We start from the raw sequence: 25276 nt of genomic DNA on the forward strand, positions 1-25276 counted from the left end.
CGCGATGGCCGTGCCGGGTGCCGCGGAGGCGCACGTAAGGAGGCGGCGCGGGGGAGGGGCTACGCTTCCTCGTCCTGCTCCACCGGCACCTCCCGCACCGGCTCCACCAGCACCGTCACGATCTTGTTCCGCCGCCCGGCAGGCGACTCCGCCGTCAGCCGCAGCGCCCGCAGCCCCGGGTCGGAACCGTCGTGCGTCACGTCGACCTCCGCCGTCGCGCCCGCGATCGGCACCCGCCCCAACTGTTTGGCCAGCAGCCCGCCGACGGTCTCCACGTCCTCGTCGTCCAGCTCCAGGTCGTACAGCTCGCCCAGGTCGCCGATGTCCAGCCGGGCCGTGACCCGGAAGCGGCCCTCGCCCAGCTCCGCCGCCGGCGGCAGCTCCCGGTCGTACTCGTCGGTGATCTCGCCGACGATCTCCTCCAGGATGTCCTCGATCGTCACGATGCCCGCCGTCGACCCGTACTCGTCGATGACGACCGCCACGTGGATCCGCTGCTGCTGCATCTCCCGCAGCATGTCCGCGGCCTTCTTCGTGTCCGGTACGAACGCCGCCGGCCGCATCGCCGTCGACACCAGCTCCGACTCGGCCTCCCGGCTGATGTGCACCTTGCGCGCCAGATCCTTCAGGTACACCACCCCGACGACGTCGTCCTCGCTCTCACCCGTCACCGGGATCCGCGAGAAACCGGAGCGCAGCGCGAGCGTCAGCGCCTGCCGGAGCGTCTTGTACCGCTCGATGGTCACCACGTCGGTCCGCGGCACCATCACCTCGCGCACCAGGGTGTCGCCGAGTTCGAAGACGGAGTGGACCATGCGCCGCTCCTCGTCCTCGATCAGCGACTCCTTCTCCGCCAGGTCCACCATCGCGCGCAGCTCCGCCTCCGACGCGAACGGCCCCTGGCGGAAGCCCTTGCCCGGCGTCAGCGCGTTGCCCAGCAGGATCAGCAGCCGCGGCACCGGGCCCATGATCCGGGCCAGCGGCAGCAGCACGTACGCGGAGGCCGTCGCCGTCGCCACCGGGTGCTGGCGCCCGATGGTGCGCGGCGAGACGCCGATCGCGACGTACGAGACGAGGACCATCGCGGCGATCGCGACCGTCAACGCCTCCCAGGTGCGGTCGAAATGGCGCAGCGAGGCGTACGTGACGAGCGCGCCCGCGGCCATCTCGCAGCCGACCCGCACCAGCAGCGCCACGTTCAGATAGCGCACCGGGTCGGAGGTCACCGCCAGCAGCTTCGCGGAACCGCGCCGCCCGGTACGTACCGCGTCCTCGGCGGCGATCCGCGTCGTCCGCGCCAGCGCCGTCTCGGCGCACGACGCCAGCCAGCCGACCCCCACGAGCAGGACCGCCGCGGCGATCAGCCGGGCGGTCATCGCTCGGTGGGCGCCGGCGAAGGACCGGTCACGCCGCGCTCGGCGCGCCAACCGTCGACGATCGCCTTCTGCAGACCGAACATCTCGGCCTTCTCTGCGGGCTCCTCGTGCTCGTAGCCGAGGAGGTGCAGCACCCCGTGCACCGTGAGCAACTGCAGCTCCTCGTCCATGGAATGCCCGGTCGGCGCCGCGGCACCCTGGCGGCGGGCGACCTCGGGACAGAGCACGATGTCGCCGAGGAGCCCCTGCACGGGCTCCTCGTCGTCCTTGGCGGGCGGGCGCAGCTCGTCCATGGGGAACGACATCACGTCCGTCGGCCCGGGCTCGTCCATCCACTGCACGTGCAACTGCTCCATCGCGGCGGGGTCGACGAGGATGACCGACAGCTCGGACAGCGGGTGGATCTGCATCCGCGCCAGCGCGTACCTGGCGGCCCCGAGCACGGCCTCCTCGTCGGCCTCGACCCCGGATTCGTTGTTGACTTCGACGGACACGGGTCTAGGCCCTGCCGTTCCTGTCGTCGCTGTTCCTGACGTCGAACTTGTCGTACGCCTCGACGATCCGGCTCACCAGCTTGTGCCGTACGACGTCCTTGCTGGTCAGCGTGGAGAAGTGCACGTCCTGCACGCCGTCCAGGATCCCCTGCACCTGCCGCAGCCCGCTCTTCGTCCCGCCGGGCAGGTCGACCTGCGTGACGTCACCGGTGACGACGATCTTGGAGTTGAACCCGAGCCGGGTCAGGAACATCTTCATCTGCTCGGGATTCGTGTTCTGCGCCTCGTCGAGAATGATGAACGCGTCATTGAGCGTGTTGTGCGTGAGCAGGTAGTCCTGCGTGACGTACAGCGAGTCCTCCGCCGCCACCTGGATGCACACGGTCTCCTCGCGGCCCGCCGGCTCGATGCTGTCGATGAACCGCATGGGACGGCCGCCGCCTCCGGCGGCGTGGTACTTCTCGCGCTTGCGCGCGAGCCGGAAGGGCTCGATGCCTTCGGGGAGTCGGATGTCGACGATGTGCGCGTCGCGACGGTGGTGCACATCGCGACCCCGTGCCCGCCCGGGCTTCCGGCCTTCGGCCGCCCGGCGACGGGTGTAGGCGACGCCCCCCAGGGACTGCACCAGGGAGATGACGTTGTCACGCAGCAGAATCGACGCGGTCGTGTACTGAATGCGGCAGGTCCGGTCGGACTGGGTAACCGGTCCGCCATCGCTGTCGAGCAGCCCCTGAAGCAGAGCCAGCCGGACCTCGGGGGTGTTGTAGAGGTAATCGTCCGGGATGAACTTCGAGACGGAGCGTGAGCCGAGCAGGCCGAGAGTGCGCAGGTCCCTGGTGACAGGATTCGCCCGCGTGATGACGTCGCCCGGAGCGCTCTCGCCGTTGAGGACGAAGTCGATCGGGCCTTTCCGCCGGACCTTGGCGCCGGGCAGAGCCCGTTCCAGCGCCGACACCAGCTCCGGATCGGCGGTGGTGGAGCCCGGCGTGGTGGTACCCGTGATGCAGCCGTCACCCAGCAGCAGACCCAGCGCATATGGGTCCATCGGCACCTCGCGGGCCGGGAACTGCGCCGGTCCGGTCAGCAGCGGGAGTTCGTACCGGCGGGCGTGCGCAGCGCGCAGGTTGCCGATCATCTCCTGGGTCTCCAGGACCCGCCACGGCTTGTTGCGCCGCTTGTCCGCGGCGGTCCTGACCGTCCACAGGTGCTCGCCGCAGCACAGCGTCCACGAGCCGTCCTGAGCCGTCACGCGATAGATGTCCCGCTCGCCCTGGGGATACACCCCCAGCACCGGGGTCGGCTCACCATTGGAGCCGATCACCAGGTCGCCGACCTCGAGGTCGCCGATCGGGCGCCAGCCATCGGGTGTCAGAACCTTGGTGAACAACGGCATCGCCCTGCCCCTCATGTATGCCAAGGGGGCGACCTCGATCGTGCCCGCGGCCATCAGCCGCGGGATCGAGTCCGGGTCCAGCATGTCGTGCAGCGCGTCGTACAGCGGGCGCAGATACGGGTCGATCTTCTCGTACAGCGTGCCCGGCAGGAAGCCGAGGCGCTCGCCGGCCTCGACCGCGGGGCGGGTCAGGATGATGCGGTTGACCTGCTTGGACTGCAGGGCCTGGACCGCCTTGGCCATGGCGAGGTACGTCTTGCCGGTGCCCGCGGGGCCGATGCCGAAGACGATGGTGTGCTTGTCGATGGCGTCGACGTAGCGCTTCTGGTTCAGCGTCTTCGGGCGGATCGTCTTGCCGCGGTTGGACAGGATGTTCTGCGTCAGGACCTCGGAGGGGGCGTGGTGGCCGCCGGCCTCGTCGTCGCGGTCGGATTTGAGCATGGCGATCGTCCGCTCCACCGCGTCCTCCGTCATGGGGGCTCCGGTGCGCAGGACGAGCAGCATCTCGTCGAAGAGGCGCTGCACGAGGGTGACTTCCTCGGACGCGCCGACGGCGCTGACCTCGTTCCCCCGCACGTGGATGTCGGTGCCGGGGAACGCCTTCTCGATGACCCGCAGGAGGGAGTCTCCGGAGCCCAGCACGGTCACCATGGGGTGCTTCGCAGGGATGGTGATGTGGGCGCGGGCCTGTCCCTCTTCGGGGGTGCGGCTTACGGGTGTCTGTGTCATGGGCCGGCCCTCGGGCCTGAATCTCATCCCACTTCTTCGCTCGCGTGATGGTGAGGAGGGCCCGCCGGACGGACCACGCCCGGGGTCCCGACGCCTGCTCCACACGCAGGCCCTGACGCCATCGTAACGGGGGGAGGTGCGGCTGTGGCCAGTGAGTTTCGAGGACGGTACGCCAGACGTGTGGGAGAGGTGCGGGTGCCTGCTCACGGGCTACCGCGGTACCGCGGTAGCCCGTGAGCGGCGGGGTGCCGTTACGCCGGCAGCGGAGCCCCCGGCGGCTCGGGCGGGACGTCGGGGGCGGGGAGGGCGGCGTCGGCCTGCGGTTCTGCGGGGTCGGGTACGGGATCGGGGCCGGGTGCCGGGCCATGGCCTGTGGGGCGGCGGTCCCGGGGTTCGGGTGCGGGCGGCTGGTCGGCGGGCGGGGGCGGGAGGGTCTGGGCGCGCACGTACGCTTCGAGCGCGCGCGAGAGGTCGATCGGCATGGCGAACTCCGGCTTGCCGCTTGGGTGCTGACGTGGGGGGTACGGGCAGCGGGGCAGGCGTCCGTCCGTACGCGAACGGGCCCGCCGCGCGGGCCCTGTCAGCAGCGCAGTACGGCGTACCGCCCCCGGGCCGCGGCGAGCACCGCGGCCTCCGGGGCGTACGGGCACCACGGGGAGCCGGTCTTCCCGGCGCCGCGGGGCATCCGGGGCGCGGGCCAGGCGGCGGCCGCGACGCGGCCGGCGTGGTCGGCGCGCCCGGCCTTCGCCGGCCGCGGCCCGCGCCGGGCGAGGGCGGGCGCGGGGCCGGTGTCCTCGCCGGGGGCCGCTTCGCCGGCGGCTCCGGCCGCCCCGGGGGCGGCGGAGGACGTGGAGTAGCCATCCGCGGCGCTCGCGCGCTCGACGGCTCCGCCGGGCACCAGCAGCACCCCGAGGAGCAGCGCGAGCACGGCGCGCAGGGCGGGCCCGCGGACGAGCGCGGCACGGACGGTCACGACTTCAGGTAACCACGGTGCTACGTTCCGTACAGTCCATCCTGAGGGTGATGTTCCGCGCGCCGCCGCGCCTCCCGTCCGGCGCCCGCGCCGCCCGTCCGGCCCCCGCACGCGCGGCGCACGCCCGCGCCCCAGACGTACGCGCCCACACCCCCGCGCCCCGGCCACACACGTGCCTGATGCCCGCGACGCCCGCGACGGCCCAGCTTCTCTCCCCCGTGTTCTCCCGGGACCTGCCGCCCTGCCGTCCGGGTCCCGGCCCGCCGTCCGCGGCGACCGGTGCCCCCCGGAACGCCGCCGCGAACTCCGCGAGCTCCCGCCGTCCGTCGGCCTTCCGCCACAGCAGCGCCAGTTCGCATGGCGCCAGCCCCCGTACCGGCACCGACACCACGTCCCTCGGCGACCAGCTCGGCCATCGCGCCCGCCGTCGGGCCACGGTCGGCCCGCCACCCGCCGCGGTCGCCGGGACCGGAGCGGCGGCGGGTGCCGGGCGGCGGTCGGGGAGAATGCTCCCCATGACCACCCCTGACACCGGGCACCGCTCCGGCTTCGCCTGCTTCGTCGGCCGGCCCAACGCCGGCAAGTCGACCCTGACCAACGCGCTGGTCGGCCAGAAGGTGGCCATCACCTCCAGCCGGCCGCAGACGACCCGGCACACCGTGCGCGGCATCGTGCACCGCCCCGACGCGCAGCTCGTGCTCGTCGACACCCCCGGCTACCACAAGCCGCGCACGCTGCTGGGCCAGCGGCTCAACGACGCGGTGCGCGCCACCTGGGCCGAGGTCGACGTGATCGGCTTCTGCGCGCCGGCGAACGAGAAGATCGGCCCGGGCGACCGGTACATCGCCGGCGAGCTGGCCGCCCTGCGGCGTACCCCCAAGGTCGCCGTCGTCACCAAGACCGACCTGGCCGACTCCGACACGGTCGCCGCGCAGCTCGTGGCGGTGGACCGGATGGCGAAGGACCTGGGCTTCGAGTGGGCCGAGGTGGTGCCGGTCTCGGCGGTCGAGGGCAAGCAGGTCGGCCTGCTCGCGGACCTGCTGGTGCCGTTGCTGCCGGAGGGCCCGGAGCTGTACCCGGACGGGGAGCTGACCGACGAGCCGGAGCAGGTGATGGTCGCCGAGCTGATCCGGGAGGCGGCTCTGGAGGGCGTACGGGACGAGCTGCCGCACTCGATCGCGGTGGTGGTCGACGAGATGGAGCCGCGCGAGGACCGCCCGGCGGACCGGCCGCTGCTGGACATCCACGCCAACCTGTTCATCGAGCGGGACAGCCAGAAGGGGATCGTCATCGGGCCGAAGGGCAAGCGGCTGAAGGAGATCGGCACCAAGGCCCGCGGGCACATCGAGGCGCTGCTGGGCATGCCGGTGTATCTCGACATCCACGTGAAGGTCGCCAAGGACTGGCAGCGGGACCCGAAGAAGCTGCGCCGGCTGGGCTTCTGAGCCCGAGGAGAACGAGGGGGGTGGTACGCGGGGGCGCGTAGAGGCGCGCGGGTCCCGCGCGCCCCTTACGACGGCGTACGCGCCGACGTCAGCAGCCGCTCGACGTCCGGGGCCGGCAGCAGCAGCGCGTCGCCGACGACGACGAGGGTCTCCCACTCCGGCGGCGTGTACGCCCCGTCCGCGAGCGCGATGCGCGCGCCGCTCAGCAGGATCGACTCCCGCCCGACGGGCACCAGGTGCGGCGCCAGCGGCGCCAGCGTCTCGCGCAGCTCCGCCTCGAAGTTCCGCTGCTCCGGCGGCAGGTCGGCGCACAGTTCTGGCATCCGCCCCGAGTCGGCCTCGATGGCGGCCAGCAGCGTCAGCAACTGCTCCTCGGTGCAGTCGTCGTAGCCCGCGGTGCGCACGGCGGTGACGGCGGTGCAGCGGACGGCGGCGGAGGAGGTGCCGCCGGCGTGCAGGACGGCGAGCGCGACGGCGTGGGTGGCGTCGCGCAGCAGCAGCGCGAAGCGCGTCGAGGTGGGCTCCGCCAGGGACGTGAGGCCGAAGTGGCCGCCGCAGCCGGCGCATTCGACGACGGGTCCCGCGGCGCCGCGCGGCAGCACGGGCACGCCGAGGACGGTGAACCGCCGTCTGCCGCTGCGCCGGCGGTAGTTGCGGTCGCCGCCGCAGCCGGGGCAGAAGAACTCACCGTCCGACTCGGTGTGCCAGGACGTCCGCACGCCGGCGAACCGGCGGAGGATATGCGTCACGTCGACCTCCATCACGCTTCGGCAACGCTGCCGCGCTGACGTGATGCTAACCACACCGGCCGACATCGTCAGCCCTCGTGCACGTCAAGGCGGTGCGAACGAGCCGCGCCCCGCGCCCCGTCCGCGGTCGGACGGCGCGCGGGGCGCTGGGGTCTGTCGTCGATCCCGCGTCGTTCGCCCGCAGGGGGGGGCGGCGCAGGGGGTACCGCCCACGCCCCCAGGGCGTAGGGGGAGGCCGGTGCGTGCGATCGCGAGGCGGACGGTCGTCCGCACAGTGGGCCTGTGCGGTCGATCCCGACAACGCGGCGAGCGTGCGTGCCGGGCTCCCTCACAGCGCGCTGCGCGCACGTGGGCGGTACCCCCAGCCGCAGCCGGGAGACTGAAGACAGACCCCAGGCGCTCCGGGGGTGCCGCGGCGGTCAGCGGGCGGCGCGGTTGACCGCGGAGACGACGGCCTTCAGCGACGCGCGGGTGGTGTTGGCGTCGATGCCGATGCCCCACAGCACCTTGCCGTCGACGGCGACCTCGATGTACGAGGCGGCCTGCGCGCTGGCGCCCTCGCTCATCGTGTGCTCCTGGTAGTCCAGGAGCCGCGCGTCGATGCCGACGCCCTGGAGGGCGTGGAAGAACGCGGAGATGGGGCCGTTGCCGGTGCCGACGAGGGTGGTCCCGGCGCCGTCGACGTCGGCCTGGACGGTGAGGGTGTCGACGCCGTCGCGGTCGGTGGTGGTCTGCCCGCCGCGGAGCTGGATGCGGCCCCAGGCGTTGCCGGGGTTGGGCAGGTACTCGTCGCGGAAGACGTCCCAGATCTGCGCGGGGGTGACCTCGCCGCCCTCGGCGTCGGTCTTGGTCTGGATGATGCGGGAGAACTCCACCTGCATGCGCCGCGGCAGGTCGAGGCTGTGGTCGTGCTGGAGCACGTACGCCACGCCGCCCTTGCCGGACTGGGAGTTGACGCGGATGACGGCCTCGTAGGAGCGGCCCACGTCCTTGGGGTCGATGGGCAGGTACGGCACCGCCCACGCCATCTCCTCGACGGGCTTGCCGGCCTGCGCGGCCTTGGCCTCCATCGCCTCGAAGCCCTTCTTGATGGCGTCCTGGTGGGAGCCGGAGAAGGCGGTGTAGACGAGGTCGCCGATGTAGGGGTGGCGGGGGTGGACGCCCATCTGGTTGCAGTACTCGTAGGTGCGCCGGATCTCGTCGATCCCGGAGAAGTCGATCATCGGGTCGACGCCCTGCGAGAAGAGGTTCATGCCCAGGGTGACCAGGTCGACGTTGCCGGTCCGCTCGCCCTGCCCGAACAGGCAGCCCTCGACGCGGTCGGCGCCGGCCATGAGCGCCAGCTCGGCGGCGGCGACGGCGGTGCCGCGGTCGTTGTGCGGGTGGACGGAGAGGCAGACGTACTCGCGGCGGGACAGGTTCCGCGACATCCACTCGAAGCGGTCGGCGTGCGTCGAGGGCGTGGAGCGCTCGACGGTGGCCGGCAGGTTGAGGATGATCTCGCGGCCGTCCTCGGGCTGCCAGACGTCCATGACGCCCTCGCAGACCTCCAGCGCGAAGTCCAGCTCGGTGTCGGTGAAGATCTCCGGGCTGTACTGGTAGCCGAAGGCCGTACGGTCGTCGAGCAGCTTCTCGGCGTACTCCACGACCAGCCGGGTACCGTCGACGGCGATCTGCCTCACCGCGTCGCGCGAGCCGCGGAAGACGACCTCGCGCCAGACGGGCGCGGTGGCGTTGTACAGGTGGACGGTGGCGCGGTGGGCACCCTTCAGCGACGCCACGGTGCGCTCGATCAGCTCTTCGCGGGCCTGGGTCAGGACGGAGATCGTCACGTCCTCGGGGATGGCGCCGTCCTCGATGATGGAGCGGACGAAGTCGAAGTCCGTCTGCCCCGAGGAGGGGAAGCCGACCTCGATCTCCTTGTAGCCCATGCGTACCAGGAGGTCGAACATGGCGCGTTTCCGCGCCGGCGACATGGGGTCGATCAGGGCCTGGTTGCCGTCGCGCAGGTCGGTGGAGAGCCACCGGGGCGCGTGGGTGATGCGGTTGCCGGGCCAGGTGCGGTCGGGGATGTCGACGGCGTCGTACGGGCGGTAGCGGTGCACGGGCATGCCGGAGGGCTGCTGGCGCACGGTGGCGGCGGTGACGGGCGTACCGCGGCCGACGGCGTTACCGGGGTGGGACATGGTGGCGTGGGCTCCTTCGCGCGAGCTGGTCGTCGACCGACGGGTGGCAGCACCGGACTCCGCGGGGAGGGGGTCGGTCTACGACAGCAGACCCTCGCCGCGGCGGCTAAGAAGAAGCAGCCCGTAACGCACGATGCCGACCAATGTAGCCCAGCCGCGGCGGCGCCGGCCGATCAGTATCACGATGCGAGACCCCGCACGGAGCCCCGGGCGGCCCCCGCCACCCGAAATCGCGAAGAACTCGCTGCGGGGAGTGACAAGTCAATTACTCAGTGACACATTGCAGGGTATGGACGCATCCTCACGTACCCCCGTGTTCTGCACGATCGTGCCGCCCCACATGCTGGACAAGCTGGCCCGCACGGAAGACCCGGCGCTGTCGGCCCGCGCCCGCCGCACCCTGGAGCGCGACGCGCTGCAGCGCACCCGGCGCCGCATCACCACGGTGCGCGGTGCCGCCGCCCCGCGGGCCGCGCGGCAGGCGCCGGACGACGCGAAGCCGAAGCGGACGGTCTACGACGCCGGGCAGACCCAGGACCTGCCGGGCACGGAAGTCCGCAAGGAGGGCGGGGCGGCCGTCGACGACGCCACCGTCAACCGCGCCTACGACGGCCTCGGCGCCACCTTCGACCTGTTCCTCAGCGGCTTCGCCCGCGACTCCATCGACGGCGCCGGGCTGCCGCTGAACGCCACCGTCCACTACGGCGAGGACTACGGCAACGCCTTCTGGGACGGCGAGCAGATGGTCTTCGGCGACGGCGACGGCGAGGTGTTCCTCGACTTCACCCTCGCCGTCGACGTCATCGGGCACGAGCTGACGCACGGCGTCACCCAGTACACCGCGAACCTGGAGTACTTCGGCCAGTCCGGGGCGCTCAACGAGTCGGTCTCCGACGTCTTCGGCTCCCTCATCAAGCAGTACGTCCTCGGCCAGGGCGCCGCCGACGCCGACTGGCTCATCGGCGCCGAGCTGCTGGCGCCCGGCGTGTCCGGCGAGGCGCTGCGCTCGATGAAGGCCCCCGGCACCGCCTACGACGACGACGTCCTCGGCAAGGACCCGCAGCCGGCGACGATGGCCGACTACGTCGACACCTCCACCGACAACGGCGGCGTCCACATCAACTCCGGCATCCCCAACCACGCCTTCTACCTGCTGGCCACCGACCTCGGCGGCAACGCCTGGGAGCGCGCAGGCCGCATCTGGTACGACGTGCTGACCGGCGGCGGCCTCACCACCACCGCCGACTTCGCCGCGTTCGCCGCCGCCACCGTCGCCGCCGCCGAGGCCCGCTACGGCGACGGCGCGGAGCGCACCGCGGTGCTCTCGGCGTGGTCGCAGGTCGGGGTGGACACCGACGCCGAGGCCACGGTGCCGCGGCAGACCCCGGCCCGTGAGGGTGCGGCGCCGCAGGCGGGGTAGGCGTGGGGGCATGCGCATCACCGTCATCCGCACCGGGGGCTTCGCGGGCCTGACCCGCGAGGCGACCCTGGACACGGCCGGCCGCGCGGACGCGGCCGGCCTGGAGGCGCTGGCCGGCCGGGTGCTCGCGGAGGGCGGCGCGGCCCCGCCCGCGGGCGTGCCGGACGGCTTCGCGTACCGCGTCACGGCCGGCGGCCGCACCGTGCACTTCGCCGACCCGAAGCTGACCGACGCGCAGCGCGCGCTCGTACGGACGGTGCTGAAAGAGGGTGCCTAGTACTCCCCGGGGTACTCCCCGGGGAGCAGCGGCGGCCGCGGGCCACCCCGTGCAGTAGGCGAGGTTTCGCACCCGGGAGCGAAGCCCGGTGCCGGATCGCCGGGGGAAGCTGGGCGCAGTCCAGTTGCCTCCCGGAGGGAGAGCCCGCCATGGGCGCCGTATCCGCACCACCAGAAGCGCCGCCAGGCCCCGCGACGAGACGGGGGCGCCGCTGGCTGCCCTGGGCCGTGCTCGGCCTGTGGGTCGCGATCCTCGCCCTGGCCATGCCGTTCGGCAGCAAGCTCGGCGACGTCAGCCGCGACCGCGCCGTCGACTACCTGCCCGGCAGCGCCGACTCCACCCAGGTGTCGCAGATAGCCGAGGACATGCCCGGTGGCGACACCCTCGACGGCATCCTCGTCTACCAGCGCGACGGCGGCATCACCGCCGCCGACCGCGAACTGGCCGCCGAGCACGCCGGCGCCGTCGCCGACCGGTTCGAGCTGGCGAAGGACGGCACGCCGCAGGCCGTGCCCGCCGAGGACGGCAGCACGCTGATGCTGCCGTTCTCCGTCGTCGGCCTGCCCGACGAGGATGCCCAAACGGCGGCCGTCGAGGAGATCCGCGAGGAGGCCGTCGCGGATCCCCCCGAGGGCCTGTCCGTCGAACTCGGCGGCCCCGCCGGCGTCCAGGCCGACTCCGAGGCGGTCTACGAAGAGGTCGACGGCACCCTGATGTACGCCACGGCGGGCATCGTGACGATCCTGCTGATCCTCACCTACCGCAGCCCGTTCCTGTGGCTGCTGCCGCTGGTCTGCGTGGGCGTCGCGTCGATGAGCGCGATGGCCGTCGTCTACGGCCTCATCCAGGCGTTCGACCTGACGGTCAACTCGATGAGCTCCGCGGTGATGACGGTGCTCATCTTCGGCGCGGGCACCGACTACGCGCTGCTGCTCGTCGCCCGATATCGCGAGGAACTGCGCCGCACCACCGACCCGCGGGAAGCGATGCTGACGGCCGTACGCAACTGCGGCCCGGCGATCCTCGCCTCCTCCGGTACGGTCGCGGCCGGCCTGATCTGCCTGCTGGCCGCGGACCTCAACTCCAGCGCGGGTCTCGGCCCGGTCGGCGCGGTCGGCGTGGTGTGCGCGCTGGCGGTCATGACGACGCTGCTGCCGGCGCTGATGGTCCTCTTCGGCCGCCGCATCTTCTGGCCGCTGGTCCCCGCCTACGGCAGCGAGCCCAAGCGGCGCGGCTTCTTCGACCGGATGGGCTCCTCGGTGGGCCGCCGCCCGGCGGCGATCCTCGTGGGCGGCGTGGTGCTGCTGGGCGCGCTGGCGCTCGGCGCGTTCAACCTGCCGGGCAACCTCAAGCAGGAGGACGCCTTCACCGACAAGCCCGAGTCGATCACCGCGATGGAGAAGCTGAAGGACGCCTATCCCGAGCAGAGCGCCCAGGCGATCGTCGTCGTCGCCAAGGACGCGGGGGCGGACGCGGCGCTGTCGGCGGCACGGGGCGTCGAGGGCGTCGCCTCCGCGGAGCTGGCACGCTCCGGCAACGGGTTCAGCGAGATCACCGTCTACGCCGCCGACCCGCCGCAGTCCGCGGGGGAGGACCGTACGATCGCGGACCTGCGCTCCGAACTGGGCGCGGTCGACGGCGCCGACGCCATGGTCGGCGGGCCCAGCGCCGAGGCGCTGGACCTGGCGGAGGCCAACTCCGGCGACCGCAAGCTCGTCATCCCGCTCACCCTGGCCGCCGTCCTGGTCATCCTCGTCGTCCTGCTGCGCAGCCTGGTGGCGCCGCTGGTGCTGACCGTCGCCGTGGTGGCGTCGTGGGGCGCGGCGATGGGCATCGGCGGCCTGATCTTCGAGCCGGTCATGGGCTATCCGGGCATCGGCGGCGAACTGGCGCTGCTCACCTTCGTCTTCGGGGTGGCGCTGGGTGTCGACTACGGCATCTTCCTGCTGCACCGGATGCGCGAGGAGGCCATGAACGGCGCCGGCACCCGCACCGCGGCGCTCACCGCGCTGCGCCGCACCGGCGGCGTGATCGCCTCGGCGGGCCTGGTGCTGGCGGCGACGTTCGCGGCGCTGGCGACGATGCCGATGGTGATGATGTTCGAGCTGGGTTTCGTCGTCGCGGTCGGCGTGCTGCTGGATACGTTCCTGGTACGCACGTACCTGGTGACGTCCGCGAGCTGGCTGCTGGGCAAGAAGATCTGGTGGCCGGGACCGCTGTCGAAGCGCGAGGAGGCACCGCCGCCCGCTCCCGGCGAGCGGCAGGAGCCGGAACCGGCGGGCGCGGGCGCGGCACGCTAGCACCGCCCCGCCACGGCCGTACGCACCGTACGGCCCCCCGCCCCGGCCGGGCGGCGGTCCCGAGAGGCCGCCGCCCTGCCGGGCCCGGCCGTTTCCGCGCCCCGCGGGCGTGCGGGAACCGCCCGCCCGTACCGAGGAGTTTCGCCTGAGGAGACGTAGGCGAGGATGGTGGTCATGCAGTCAGCGAGGACCCCGCTGAGCGGGCTGAAGAAGCCGACGCGCCGGGACGTTCTGTTCACCGCGCTCGTCGGCGTCGTCGTCGCGTGCCTGGCGCTGTTCGGCGGCGTCGGGGAATCCGCGCACCGGCCGGACGCCTTCGGCTGGCTGCTGCTGTTCGTCATGGTGGCGGTGCTGGCCTGGCGCCGCCACTACCCGATGGCCGTCTTCCTCGTCTCCGTCCTGCCCGAGGCGCCGTACCACATCCTCGACAACATCCACAGCGCGCCGACGCCCACCATGATGGTCGCCGTCTACTCCCTCGCCGTCGCCGGACCCCGGCTGCGGACGCTGCTGATCACCTGCGGGCTCGTCGTGCTGGCCGTCACCATGCTGACGCTGCGCAACGCCGACCAGGGCGCGGAACTGCTGCGCACCTCCGGCTGGGTCATGTCGGTGGCGCTGCTCGGCGAGGCGGTGCGGGTGCACCGCAACTACGTCGGCGCCATCGTCGAACGCGCCGAACGCGCCGAGCGCACCCGGGAGGAGACCGCGGCCCGCCGGGTCGCCGAGGAGCGGCTGCGCATCGCCCAGGACCTGCACGACCTGCTGGCCCACAGCATCACCCTCATCGGCGTGCAGACGTCGGTGGCCGCGCACCTGCTGGTCGCCGACCCCGGCAGGCTGGACCGCGCGGCGCTGGCCGACGCCCTCGACGGCATCGCGGGCACCTGCCGCGACTCCCGCGTGGAACTGCGCACCACGCTGCAGGTGCTGCGCGGCGGCGACGCCGTCGACGGCACCCGGCCGCCGCCGGGCCTGGCGGGTCTGGACGACCTGGCGGCGGCGGCGCGCTCCGGCGGCGCCGAGCTGCGCCTGGACGTCGCCGACGCCGCCCGCGACGTGCCGCGGGGGGTGGGGGCGGCCGCGTACCGGATCGTGCAGCAGTCGCTGACCAACGCCGTGCAGCACGCCGGGTCCGCGGTGCACGTGCGGGTCGCCGTCACGTACGACGAGGGGGCGGGCGAGCTGCGTATCGCCGTCGTCGACGACGGGCCGGACCACCCGGCGAAGGCCGCCGCCGCGCCGGCCGCGGGCGCCGGTGCGCGCCCCGGCTACGGCATCGTCGGCATGCGCGAGCGGGCCCGCAGCGTCGGCGGCACCCTGGAGGCGGCCCGCCGCACGGACGCCGCGGGCTTCGCGGTCACCGCGGTGCTGCCCTGCGTACCGGGCGGCCCCGAGGGCGTCGAGACCGTGGAAGCGGACCCGGCGGAACCCGCAGCACCCGCCGCGCCCGCGGACCAGGCGGCCCCCGCCGGCCGGCCCGGGGCCCGTACCGCCTTCACCGACAGGAGCCGCACCGCATGACCGCGCAGCCCATCCGCGTCCTGCTCGCCGACGACCAGACCCTGGTGCGCAAGGCGTTCGCCATGCTCGTCGACTCCGCCGCCGACATGGAGGTCGTCGGCGAGGCGGGCAACGGCCGCGAGGCCGTGGCGCTGACCCGCAGCGAGCGCGTCGACCTGGTGGTGATGGACCTGCGGATGCCGGAGCTCGACGGCATCGAGGCGACCCGGCTCATCGCCGCCGACGAGGACCTGGCGGGCGTCCGGGTCCTGGTCCTCACCACCTACGACACCGACGAGCACATCATGGCCGCGCTACGCGCCGGCGCCTCCGGCTTCCTCGTCAAGGACACCCAGCCGGCGGCGCTGCTGGAGGCCATCCGCACCGTCGCCGCCGGCGACGCGCTGCTCTCGCCCGGCCCCACGGCCCGCCTCATCGAGCGCCTGGTGCGGCTGCCGGAGGCGCCGCAGCCGGCCGCGACGCAGCACGGCGGGGCGGCGCTGGGCGCGCTGTCGGAGCGCGAGCGGCAGGTGCTGGTGCTGGTGGCGCGCGGGCTGAACAACACCGAGATCGCCGAGTCGCTGGCGCTGTCGCCGCTGACGGCCAAGACCCATGTGAGCCGGATCATGGGCAAGGTGGGCGCCCGCGACCGGGCGCAGTTGGTGGTCATCGGCTACGAATCGGGGCTCATCACTCCCGGATCTTCCTCATCTTCCGGATGAACCTCCCGTATCACACGTAGGATGTCCCTCCTTGTGCGTACGATACCGCCATGCCCCAGGAGCTGAAGCACCCCCAGCCGCGTTCGGACCGAAGGAAGCGCATGGGCGGCCAGATCCAGCGCGAGATCATGCAGCTCATCCTCGACCGGGGGCTGCGCCCCGGCGCGGTGCTGCCCACCGAGACCGAGCTGATGGACGACCTGGGGGTGAGCCGCAACTCGGTGCGCGAGGCGCTCAAGGCGCTGCAGGCCCTCGACATCGTCGAGATCCGCCACGGCTACGGAACCTACGTCGGCGAGGCGTCGCTCACGCCGCTCGCCGACGGGCTGACGTTCCGCACCCTGGTGCAGCTCGGCGGCGACGACGCGCACGCCCTCACCGAGATCCTCCAGGTCCGCGAAATACTCGAAGAGGGCCTGATCAGCCGGGTGGTGGAGAGCATCCCCGAGGAAGACCTCGACGCGCTGGACACCATCGTCGCGCGCATGGAGACCCGCGCCGGGCAGGGCGAGGTCTTCCCCGAGGAGGACCGCGAGTTCCACGAGGTCCTCTACCGCTCGATAGGCAACACCCTGGTCCCGCAGCTCCTCAGCGCGTTCTGGAACGTCTTCCACCGCGTCGCCGGCGCCCGCGGCTGGGCCGACGACCCCTCGCCGCTGGGCACCGCCCGCCGCCACAAGGAGATCGTCGCCGCGCTGCGGGCCCGCGACCGCGAGCACGTACGGGCCGCGATGACCACCCACTTCCGCGGCATCGAAGCGCGCGCGGGGAAGGCGATGCGCGGCGTCGGGTGAACGGCGCAGGCATGAGCAGAAGGTGAACTGCGGGTAGCTGCGGACGGACCCTTGACCGTACGGGGGGCTGCCTTTACGTTACGCCGGTGGACATCCCACGTCCTACGTAGGACATGGGGTATCCACCGCTGTCCGCGTCACCCCGACGTGCCCGATGTGCTCGATGCGCCCGACGTATCCCGACGAAAGCGAGACGCACCATGCAGCCACGCCTCGCACCTGCCGCAGACCGCTCCCGCCGAAGAAGCCCCCGCCGCGCCACCGCCCTCGCGGCGTGCGCCGCGGTCCTCGGCGCCGGCCTGACCGCACTCGCCCCCCACGCCAGCGCACAGGACCCCGGAAAAACAGCAGCAGCACCCGAGTTCAGCCAGGAAGTGCTCTTCCAGGGCGGCACCGGCGGCTACTTCTGCTACCGCATCCCCGCCGTCGTCGAAGCCGCCGACGGCACCCTCCTCGCCTTCGCCGAAGGCCGCGTCGCCAGTTGCGCCGACAAAGGCGACATAGACATCGTGCTCCGCCGCTCCACCGACGGCGGCGCCACCTGGAGCGCCCCGCAGGTCGTCCTCGCCGGCGACGGCGACACCCGCGGCAACCCCGCCCCCGTCGTCGACCGCGAAACCGGCCGCATCTCCCTCCTCAGCACCCACAACCCCGGCGCCGACGACACCGTCCGCACCCCCTACCTCCAGCACTCCACCGACAACGGCCGCACCTGGAGCGCCGCCCGCAACATGGCCGCCGAACTCTCCAAGCCCGAATGGGACCGCTGGTACGCCACCGGACCCGGCCACGGCCTCCAGCTCACCACCGGCGACCACGCAGGACGCCTCCTCGTCGGCGGCAACCACCAGGGCCTCGACGGCCGCCAGGGCGCCCACCTCCTCTACAGCGACGACGGCGGCCTGAACTGGCAGCTCGGCGCCGACGACACCCGCGCCGTCCAGCCGCCCGACGTCAAACCCCAGGAACTCAGCCTCTTCGAACGCCGCGACGGCTCCGTGTACGCCGCCGCCCGCGACGAACGCGGCACCGACCCCGGCAACCGCGCCGCCGCCGTCAGCAGCGACGGCGGCACCACCTTCGACGCCCCCTTCGCCACCACCCCGGACCTCGTCAGCCCCGTCGTCCAGGGCGCCACCCTCCGCCACGGCGACCAGGTCCTCGCCTCCCTGCCCGCCCACCCCGCCGACCGCAAGGTCATGTCCGTACGCGCCTCCCGCGACGACGGCGCCACCTGGGAACCCTGGCAGCAGGGCCGCGTCATCCACTGGGGCCCCACCGCCTACTCCGACATGGCCGGACTCGACGGCGACCGCGTCGGCCTCCTCTACGAAGCCGGCGCCGCCGGCCCGTACGAGACGATCCGCTGGGCCCGCTTCAACGACGCCTTCCTCGACCAGCCCAACGACGACCCGCCGCAGCCCCCCGCCCCCGCCCCCGGCGCGACCACCCCCGACGTCTCCCGCAGCGGCAACACCGCCTACGTCCGCGGCAGCTCCCACCTGCGCCCCGGACAGTTCGGCCAGTCCCTCTACCTCGACAACGCCGCCCCCCACGTCGACGCCCGCGTCGAAGTCCCCTGGAACGACTCCCTCGACGTCGGCGACGGCGACTTCACCTGGACCGGCTGGTTCAAGTACGGCCGCACCAACGGCGCCCACGTGATCATGTGGGCCTACGGAGTCGGCGGCAACGCCCCCTCCGTCTGGCTGCGCGCGGAACCCGAGCAGAACCGCATCATCGCCCGCATGCAGATGGAACAGGCCGCCGTCAGCGTCCAGACCACCGGCGCGTACAACGACAACGCCTTCCACTTCGTGACCCTGCAGCGCGCCGGCGGCGAGCTCACCCTCAGCGTCGACGGCACCTCCTACGCCGCCGACGCCCCGCCCGGCTCACCCACCGCGGGCAGCGAGTTCGGCATCGGCGGCATCGACGTCGGCCAGCGCCTCGACGGCGCCAACCGCTTCCACGGCTACCTCGACGACATGCGCGTCTACGACCGCGCCCTCAACCGCGGCGAGCTGACCGCCATCCGCAAGGACAACGCCCCCGTCCCCAGAGGCCAGCAGCTCCGCCTCCCCCTCGACACCGTCAACCCGCAGTAGCAGACGCGGCCACGCCGGCCCGGGCGGCCAACCGCCCGGGCCGGCCCTCCGCCGCCGCCCGCCGCCCGCACCGCGCCGGGCGCGAAACCCGTCACGTAGGCAAGAATGGGGCCCATGACCCTGTTCCGCGACGACGGCATCGTGCTGCGCACCCAGAAACTGGGCGAAGCGGACCGGATCATCTCCCTCCTCACCCGCGGCCACGGCCGCGTCCGCGCCGTCGCCCGCGGCGTAAGGCGCACCAAGTCGAAGTTCGGCGCCCGCCTCGAACCCTTCAGCCACGTCGACGTCCAGTTCTTCGCCCGCGGCGGCGACCTCGTCGGCCGCGGCCTGCCCATGTGCACCCAGACCGAGACGATCGCCCCCTACGGCGCCCCCATAGCCGCCGACTACGCCCGCTACACCGCCGGCACCGCCATGCTGGAGACCGCGGAACGCTTCACCGACCAGGAAGGCGAACCCGCCACCCAGCAGTACCTGCTCCTCGTCGGCGCCCTGCGCACCCTCGCCGGCGGCGCCCACGCCCCCCAGCTCGTTCTCGACGCCTACCTGCTGCGCTCCCTCGCCGTCAACGGCTACGCCCCCAGCTTCGGCGACTGCGCCCGCTGCGGCCTCGACGGACCCCACAGGTTCTTCTCCGTCAACGCGGGGGGAGTGCTGTGCGGCGATTGCCGCGTGCCCGGTAGCGTCGTACCGTCACCCGAAGTACTTGCGCTGCTCGGCGCACTCCTGACCGGCGACTGGCACACCGCCGACCGCTGTGGAGCACATCACGTCAAAGAAGGCAGCGGCCTCGTCGCCGCCTATCTGCACTGGCACCTGGAGCGGGGCCTGCGCTCACTGCGCCACGTCGAAAGGTAGCCGGGCGGAACCGCCCCGCCCTGAGACGGGCCCCGGGCGGGCAGAAGCCGGGCAGCAGGGAAAAAACGGACGGGAACGACACGGCCCACGCCGAGGAACGGGAGAGCACGGCACATGGCACGACGAGGGATCCGCGGCACGTCCCTGACGCGGCACCGCCGCTCCTACCGGCCCCCCGAGCCGCACCCCTCCGGCGCCCGCGCGCCGAAGCTGCCCGGCGAACTGGTCCCCGGGCACGTCGCGATCGTCATGGACGGCAACGGCCGCTGGGCCAAGGAACGCGGCCTGCCGCGCACCGAAGGCCACAAGGTCGGCGAAGCCGTCGTCCTCGACGTCGTCAAAGGCTGCCTCGAACTCGGGGTGAAGAACCTCTCCGTCTACGCCTTCTCCACCGAGAACTGGAAGCGCTCACCCGACGAGGTGCGCTTCCTCATGAACTTCAACCGCGACGTCATCCACCGCCGCCGCAGCGAACTCGACGCCATGGGCGTACGCATCCGCTGGGCCGGCCGCATGCCCAAACTGTGGAAGAGCGTCGTCCAGGAACTCCAGGTCGCCGAGGAGCAGACCACCGACAACGACGCCATGACCCTCTACATGTGCGTCAACTACGGCGGCCGCGCCGAGATCGCCGACGCCGCCGCCGGCATCGCCCGCGACGTCGCCGCCGGCCGCCTCGACCCCAAGAAGGTCAGCGAACGCACCTTCGCGAAATACCTCTACCACCCCGACATGCCGGACGTGGACCTGTTCATCCGGCCCTCCGGCGAGCGGCGCACGTCCAACTACCTGATCTGGCAGAGCGTCTACGCCGAGATGGTCTTCCAGGACATCCTGTGGCCCGACTTCGACCGCCGCGACCTGTGGCGCGCCTGCGTCGAGTACGCCTCCCGCGACCGCCGCTTCGGCGGCGCCATGCCCAACGACACCGACACCGGCTTCGACACCGGCTTCGACGACGAGGCGCACAGCCGCTGACACCGGCGCCCGGCAGCCGGCAGGCGGGGCCGGCAAAACAGGTCCCGTACGACCCGGGTGGTGCCCCCGCACCGCGGGCCGCGGCGCGCACGGCGCGCCCGTACCCGTACCGCCGCGGTCAGTCCCGCGCCTGCGCCGCGCACTCCGCGCACGTACCGAAGACCTCCACGGTGTGCGCCACGTCCACGAACCCGTGCTCCGAGGCGATCGACTCCGCCCAGCGCTCCACCGCGGGACCGTCGACCTCCACCGCCTTGCCGCACACCCGGCACACCAGATGGTGATGGTGCTCACCGGTGCTGCACCGGCGGTACACCGCCTCACCCTCCGTCGTCCGCAGCACGTCCACGTCGCCCGCGTCCGCCAGCGACTGCAGCGTCCGGTACACCGTCGTCAGCCCCACCGACTCGCCGCGATGCCGCAGCATGTCGTGCAGCTCCTGGGCGCTGCGGAACTCGTCGACCTCCGCCAGCGCCGCGGCCACCGCCGCCCGCTGACGCGTCGACCGGCCGCGTACCGGGGGACCTGCGGTCGTCACCCTTGCCTCCTGCTGCTCGCTCGAAGCCCTGTCCGCCCCACGAGCCGCCATTGTGCCAGCAGCACCCGCGGAAACGGACACAGCCGCCGCAGCCGTCCTCACCGCGCCCCACCTCCGACCCGCTCACCCGGCCCCGCCGCGACCGGCCCCCCGGCCCCGGCCACCGCCGCGCCACCCGACCGCGAACGCAGCCTCGCCAACGGCACCGCCAACGCCGTGACCAGCAAAAACAGCCCGAGCGCAAACAGTACGATCGTCGCCCCCGGCGGCACGTCCACGTAGTACGAGAACACCGTCCCCGACAGCGTCGTCACCACCCCCATCGCCACCGCCAGCGCCAGCGTCGCCGCGAACGCGCGCGTCGCCTGCTGGGCCGCCGCCACCGGAATCACCATCAGCGCACTGACCAGCAGCAGCCCCACGACCCGCATCGCCACCGTCACCGTCACCGCCGCCGTCACCGCGAGCAGCAGGTTCAGCGACCGCACCGGCAGCCCCGTGACCTTCGCGAACTCCTCGTCCTGGCAGATCGCGAAGAACTGCCGCCGCAAACCCAGCGTCACCAGCAGCACGAACACCGACAGCCACAGGATCGCCGTCACATCGGAATCCGACACCGTCGTCACCGAACCGAACAGATACGTGGTCAGATTCGCCGTCGACCCGTTCGGCGCCAGATTGATCAGCAGCACACCGCCCGCCATGCCCCCGTAGAAGAGCATCGCCAGCGCCAGATCACCGCGCGTGTGCCCGTACGAGCGGATCAGCTCCATCGCCACCGCGCCCGCCGCCGCCACCAGCACCGCCGTCCACACCGGGCTCGTGTTCAGCAGGAACCCCAGCGCCACCCCCGTCAGCGCCACATGCCCGATACCGTCACCCATGATCGCCTGCCGGCGCTGCACCAGATAGATGCCCACCGCCGGCGCCGCGATCCCCACCAGCAGCGCCGCCAGCAGCGCCCGCTGCATGAACGGCGGCTCCAGGAACTCCAGCATCATGTCAGCAGCCCCGTCCTGTCCGCCGCGGCCGGCTCGCCCGCACCGCCCGGGTGCGGATGGCACGCCAGATCGTGCACCTGCGCTGCCGCATCCGCCTCCCCGCGCCCGTACTCCCGCACCACCAGACCGTCGCCCAGCACGACCGTACGGTCGATCAGCGGCTGCAGCGGCCCCAGCTCGTGCAGCACCAGCAACACCGACGCCCCGCCATCCACCTGCCCGGCCAGCGCCTCCGCCAGAATCCGCTGGCTCGGCAGATCCACCCCGCCCAGCGGCTCGTCCATGATCAGCAACTCCGGCTCCGCCGCCAGCGCCCGCGCGATCAGCACCCGCTGGTGCTGCCCGCCGGACAAACGATTCACCGACTCCTTCGCCCGGTCCGCGAGACCCACCACCTCAAGCGCCCGGTCCACCGCCGCCCGGTCCGCCCGCCCCAGCGGCCGCAGCCGCGACCGCGAAAGACGCCCGGACGACACCACCTCCCGCACCGACGCCGGCACCCCGGACGCCGCCGTCGAACGCTGCGGCACGTACCCGATCCGCCGCCACTCACGGAACCGCCCCAGCGGCGTCCCGAACAACTCCAGCTCACCCGACGCCAGCGGCACCCGGCCCACCACGGCCCGCACCGTCGTCGACTTCCCCGAACCGTTCGCCCCCAGCAGCGCCACCACCTCGCCGCGGCCCACCGCCAGATCCACCCCGCCCAGCACCGCGCGCCCGCCCAGCGACGCGCGCGCACCGCGCAGACTCACCACCGGCTCCACACCCGCTCCCTCCGCCGAGACCCCGCTCACTTCGCCCCCAGCGCCTTCTGCAGCGCCCCGAGGTTCGCCTCCATGATCTCGAAGTAGTCGTCACCCCTGGACTTGTCCGTCACGCCCTCGATCGGGTCGAGCACATCCGTCTCCAGACCCAGGTCACCCGCGAGGGTGCGCGCCGTCTTGTCGCTGACCAGCGTCTCGAAGAACACCGTCGTCACCCCGTCGTCCGCCGCGATGTCCTGCAACTGCTGCATCCGCGCCGCGCTCGGCTCCGACTCCGGGCTCAGCCCCTTGATCGACTCCTGCACCAGGCCGTAGCGGTCGGCGATGTAGCCGAACGCGGCGTGCGTCGTGATGAACGTGTCCGTACCCCGGTTCTCCAGCCCCGCGGCGAACTTCCCGTCCAACTGCCGCAGCCGGTCCGCCAGCTCCGCGGCGTTCTTCTCGTACGCCTTCGCGTGGTCCGGGTCCGCCTCCGCCATCGCCTTGCCGACGCCCTCGGCGACCTCCGCGTAGCGCACCGGGTCCAGCCAGATGTGCGGATCCGTCCCCCCCTCGCCGCCGTGGCCGTGCCCCTCGTGACCGCCGTCGGCCTCCTCCTCCGCGTGGCCCCCGTCGTCCTGCGCGTGGCCGTCGCCTTCCTCCTCGCCGCCGTGCTTCTCCAGCGACGTGAACTCCGACGCCTCCACGACATGCTCCGCGCCCGACTGCTCGATGGCCTCGTCCACCGCCGGCTGCATGTCCTTCAGATAGACGATCAGCCCCGCGTCCGCGAGGTCCCCCGTCTGCCGCGGGCTCAGCTCCAGATCGTGCGGCTCCGTCCCCGGCTTCGTCAGCGTCGAGACCTCCGCGTTCTCGCCGCCTATCTCCTCGGCCAGGAACTGCATCGGATAGAACGACGCGGTCACCCGCAGCCTGCCGTCCTCCGTCGTGGTGCCCGAAGCCCCGTCGCCGCAGGCGGACAGGGCCAGCAGCGCGGCCGCGGACAGCGCCGCGGCGGCGGCGGGGGTGAGACCGGATATGGACCGGCGGGAAGCTCTCATGACACTCATTTTCATCAAAGATGGAAACGATTGTCAAAAATATTTACGGGCGGTACCCTCCGGCCCACCGCGGGACCACCCCGGGGCGGCCCGCCGCCCCCCATGCCTCCGCCCCGCCCGCCCCCCGATTTGAAACCAAGGGCACCGCCGCCGGTAACCTGGAGCACCGCTTCGTCGTCGTAATGAAGAGAGCACCGTGGCCGCCGACAAGATCGACACCATCGTCAGCCTGAGCAAGCGCCGTGGCTTCGTCTACCCGTGCAGCGAGATCTACGGCGGCCAGCGCGCCGCCTGGGACTACGGCCCCCTCGGCGTAGAGCTCAAGGAGAACATCAAGCGCCAGTGGTGGCGCCACATGGTCACCTCCCGCGACGACGTCGTCGGCCTCGACTCCTCCGTCATCCTCGCCCGCGAGGTCTGGGAAGCATCCGGTCACGTCGCCACCTTCACCGACCCCCTCACCGAATGCACCTCCTGCCACAAGCGCTTCCGCGCCGACCACCTCGAAGAGGCATACGAGGCCAAGCACGGCCACCCCCCCACCGGCGGCCTCGCCGACATCAACTGCCCCCACTGCGGCAACAAGGGCGGCTTCACCGAGCCCAAGCAGTTCTCCGGCCTCCTCTCCACCCACCTCGGCCCCACCCAGGACGCCGGCTCGGAGACCTTCCTGCGCCCCGAAACCGCCCAGGGCATCTTCACCAACTTCATGCAGGTCCAGACCTCGTCCCGGAAGAAGCCCCCCTTCGGCATCGCCCAGACCGGGAAGTCCTTCCGCAACGAGATCACCCCCGGCAACTTCATCTTCCGCACCCGCGAGTTCGAGCAGATGGAGATGGAGTTCTTCGTCAAGCCCGGCGAAGACGAGACCTGGCACGAGTACTGGATGCAGCAGCGCTGGAACTGGTACACCGGCCTCGGCATGCAGGAAGCCAACCTCCGCTGGTTCGACCACCCCAAGGACAAGCTCTCCCACTACTCGAAGCGCACCGTCGACATCGAGTACCGCTTCGACTTCGCCGGAAGCACGTGGGGCGAACTCGAAGGCATCGCCAACCGCACCGACTTCGACCTCAAGGCCCACTCCGCCGCCTCCGGCCAGGACCTCTCCTTCTTCGACCAGGAAGCCGGCGAACGCTGGACCCCCTTCGTCATCGAACCCGCCGCCGGCGTCGGCCGCACCATGCTCGCCTTCATGCTCGACGCCTACGTCGAAGACGAAGCCCCCAACGCCAAGGGCAAGATGGAAAAGCGCACCGTCATGCGCCTCGACCCCCGCCTCGCCCCCGTCAAGGCCGCCGTCCTGCCCCTCTCCCGCAACCCCGAACTCTCCCCCAAGGCCAAGGGCCTCGCCGCCGACCTCCGCGGCCACTGGAACATCGAGTTCGACGACGCCGGCGCCATCGGCCGCCGCTACCGCCGCCAGGACGAAATCGGCACCCCCTACTGCATCACCGTCGACTTCGACACCCTCGACGACAACGCCGTCACCGTCCGCGAACGCGACACCATGAAGCAGGAGCGCGTCTCCCTCGACCAGGTCGGCACCTACCTCGGCGGCCGCCTCCTCGGCTGCTGACCCACCCGCCACACCACGACGGCGCCCCCCCGGCCGGGGGGGG

At 72.4% G+C, this 25276-nt stretch carries 22 protein-coding genes; 11 read left to right on the forward strand and 11 right to left on the reverse strand.

The features are described 5' to 3' along the window. Window positions 1-59: 59 nt before the first annotated feature. From CXR04_RS25395 to CXR04_RS25415, 5 genes are all read right to left on the reverse strand, one after another. Window positions 60-1376 (reverse strand): hemolysin family protein, encoded by a 1317-nt coding sequence (locus CXR04_RS25395; RefSeq protein WP_101424580.1) that lies wholly within the window; start codon window positions 1374-1376, stop codon window positions 60-62. Continuing rightward, window positions 1373-1870, reverse strand: a complete 498-nt coding sequence (ybeY, locus tag CXR04_RS25400) for an rRNA maturation RNase YbeY (protein WP_101424581.1) — start codon at window positions 1868-1870, stop codon at window positions 1373-1375. The genes CXR04_RS25395 and ybeY overlap by 4 nt, the downstream gene beginning before the upstream one ends. 4 nt (window positions 1871-1874) lie before the next feature. After that, window positions 1875-3992, reverse strand: coding sequence for a PhoH family protein (locus CXR04_RS25405; RefSeq protein WP_101424582.1), 2118 nt, complete (start codon window positions 3990-3992; stop codon window positions 1875-1877). Between the two features lie 251 nt (window positions 3993-4243). Continuing rightward, window positions 4244-4474: a hypothetical protein gene (locus CXR04_RS25410; RefSeq protein ID WP_101424583.1), complete on the reverse strand. Its 231-nt coding sequence runs from the start codon at window positions 4472-4474 to the stop codon at window positions 4244-4246. 98 nt (window positions 4475-4572) lie between these two features. Continuing rightward, complete coding sequence (locus tag CXR04_RS25415) at window positions 4573-4965, reverse strand: hypothetical protein (RefSeq protein ID WP_101424584.1); 393 nt, start codon at window positions 4963-4965, stop codon at window positions 4573-4575. Window positions 4966-5480: 515 nt separating this feature from the next. Between CXR04_RS25415 and era the strand changes: the two genes are divergently transcribed. Continuing rightward, entirely contained in the window at window positions 5481-6410 is a 930-nt protein-coding gene (era, locus tag CXR04_RS25420; RefSeq protein ID WP_047019898.1) for a GTPase Era, read from the forward strand. A gap of 65 nt (window positions 6411-6475) precedes the next feature. On the opposite strand, the gene CXR04_RS25425 is transcribed toward era, so the two are convergent. Both CXR04_RS25425 and leuA read right to left on the reverse strand, forming a co-directional pair. Continuing rightward, a complete protein-coding gene (locus CXR04_RS25425; RefSeq protein WP_101424585.1) occupies window positions 6476-7171 on the reverse strand; it encodes a hypothetical protein in 696 nt (231 codons plus the stop codon). Window positions 7172-7578: 407 nt separating this feature from the next. After that, the gene (leuA, locus tag CXR04_RS25430; protein ID WP_101424586.1) at window positions 7579-9345 is read right to left on the reverse strand and encodes a 2-isopropylmalate synthase; all 1767 of its coding nucleotides are present in this window, start codon (window positions 9343-9345) and stop codon (window positions 7579-7581) included. A 289-nt stretch (window positions 9346-9634) separates the two neighbouring features. Here leuA and CXR04_RS25435 point away from each other — a divergent pair, with 289 nt between their 5' ends. From CXR04_RS25435 to CXR04_RS25475, 9 genes are all read left to right on the forward strand, one after another. Beyond that, complete coding sequence (locus tag CXR04_RS25435) at window positions 9635-10765, forward strand: M4 family metallopeptidase (protein ID WP_101424587.1); 1131 nt, start codon at window positions 9635-9637, stop codon at window positions 10763-10765. 10 nt (window positions 10766-10775) lie between these two features. After that, on the forward strand, window positions 10776-11042 hold the full coding sequence (locus tag CXR04_RS25440) for a protealysin inhibitor emfourin (protein ID WP_101424588.1): 267 nt from the start codon (window positions 10776-10778) through the stop codon (window positions 11040-11042). A gap of 227 nt (window positions 11043-11269) precedes the next feature. Then, window positions 11270-13342, forward strand: a complete 2073-nt coding sequence (locus CXR04_RS25445; protein ID WP_101424589.1) for an MMPL family transporter — start codon at window positions 11270-11272, stop codon at window positions 13340-13342. Between the two features lie 165 nt (window positions 13343-13507). Continuing rightward, complete coding sequence (locus CXR04_RS25450; protein WP_101424590.1) at window positions 13508-14866, forward strand: sensor histidine kinase; 1359 nt, start codon at window positions 13508-13510, stop codon at window positions 14864-14866. After that, window positions 14863-15567 carry a response regulator gene (locus tag CXR04_RS25455; protein ID WP_047015725.1) on the forward strand — a complete coding sequence of 235 codons (705 nt, stop codon included), beginning with the start codon at window positions 14863-14865 and terminating at the stop codon, window positions 15565-15567. The genes CXR04_RS25450 and CXR04_RS25455 overlap by 4 nt, the downstream gene beginning before the upstream one ends. Before the next feature lie 101 nt (window positions 15568-15668). Beyond that, a complete protein-coding gene (locus tag CXR04_RS25460) occupies window positions 15669-16361 on the forward strand; it encodes a FadR/GntR family transcriptional regulator (protein WP_101424591.1) in 693 nt (230 codons plus the stop codon). A 200-nt stretch (window positions 16362-16561) separates the two neighbouring features. Then, on the forward strand, window positions 16562-18469 hold the full coding sequence (locus CXR04_RS25465; protein WP_234380480.1) for a sialidase family protein: 1908 nt from the start codon (window positions 16562-16564) through the stop codon (window positions 18467-18469). A gap of 114 nt (window positions 18470-18583) precedes the next feature. Then, the gene (recO, locus tag CXR04_RS25470; RefSeq protein ID WP_101424593.1) at window positions 18584-19330 is read left to right on the forward strand and encodes a DNA repair protein RecO; all 747 of its coding nucleotides are present in this window, start codon (window positions 18584-18586) and stop codon (window positions 19328-19330) included. Window positions 19331-19444: 114 nt separating this feature from the next. After that, window positions 19445-20308: an isoprenyl transferase gene (locus CXR04_RS25475; protein WP_101424594.1), complete on the forward strand. Its 864-nt coding sequence runs from the start codon at window positions 19445-19447 to the stop codon at window positions 20306-20308. A 118-nt stretch (window positions 20309-20426) separates the two neighbouring features. On the opposite strand, the gene CXR04_RS25480 is transcribed toward CXR04_RS25475, so the two are convergent. The 4 genes from CXR04_RS25480 to CXR04_RS25495 all read right to left on the reverse strand — a co-directional run bounded on the left by CXR04_RS25480 (window position 20427) and on the right by CXR04_RS25495 (window position 23663). After that, entirely contained in the window at window positions 20427-20846 is a 420-nt protein-coding gene (locus tag CXR04_RS25480) for a Fur family transcriptional regulator (protein ID WP_101424595.1), read from the reverse strand. Between the two features lie 98 nt (window positions 20847-20944). Further along, window positions 20945-21844 carry a metal ABC transporter permease gene (locus CXR04_RS25485; protein WP_199850668.1) on the reverse strand — a complete coding sequence of 300 codons (900 nt, stop codon included), beginning with the start codon at window positions 21842-21844 and terminating at the stop codon, window positions 20945-20947. Beyond that, complete coding sequence (locus tag CXR04_RS25490; protein WP_199850529.1) at window positions 21844-22644, reverse strand: metal ABC transporter ATP-binding protein; 801 nt, start codon at window positions 22642-22644, stop codon at window positions 21844-21846. The genes CXR04_RS25485 and CXR04_RS25490 overlap by 1 nt, the downstream gene beginning before the upstream one ends. Continuing rightward, window positions 22641-23663 (reverse strand): metal ABC transporter substrate-binding protein, encoded by a 1023-nt coding sequence (locus tag CXR04_RS25495; RefSeq protein WP_199850530.1) that lies wholly within the window; start codon window positions 23661-23663, stop codon window positions 22641-22643. The genes CXR04_RS25490 and CXR04_RS25495 overlap by 4 nt, the downstream gene beginning before the upstream one ends. 187 nt (window positions 23664-23850) lie before the next feature. Here CXR04_RS25495 and CXR04_RS25500 point away from each other — a divergent pair, with 187 nt between their 5' ends. Next, a complete protein-coding gene (locus tag CXR04_RS25500) occupies window positions 23851-25233 on the forward strand; it encodes a glycine--tRNA ligase (RefSeq protein ID WP_101424598.1) in 1383 nt (460 codons plus the stop codon). The last annotated feature ends 43 nt before the right edge of the window (window positions 25234-25276 follow it).

This window comes from Streptomyces sp. CMB-StM0423 (assembly GCF_002847285.1).
GTDB lineage: Bacteria > Actinomycetota > Actinomycetes > Streptomycetales > Streptomycetaceae > Streptomyces.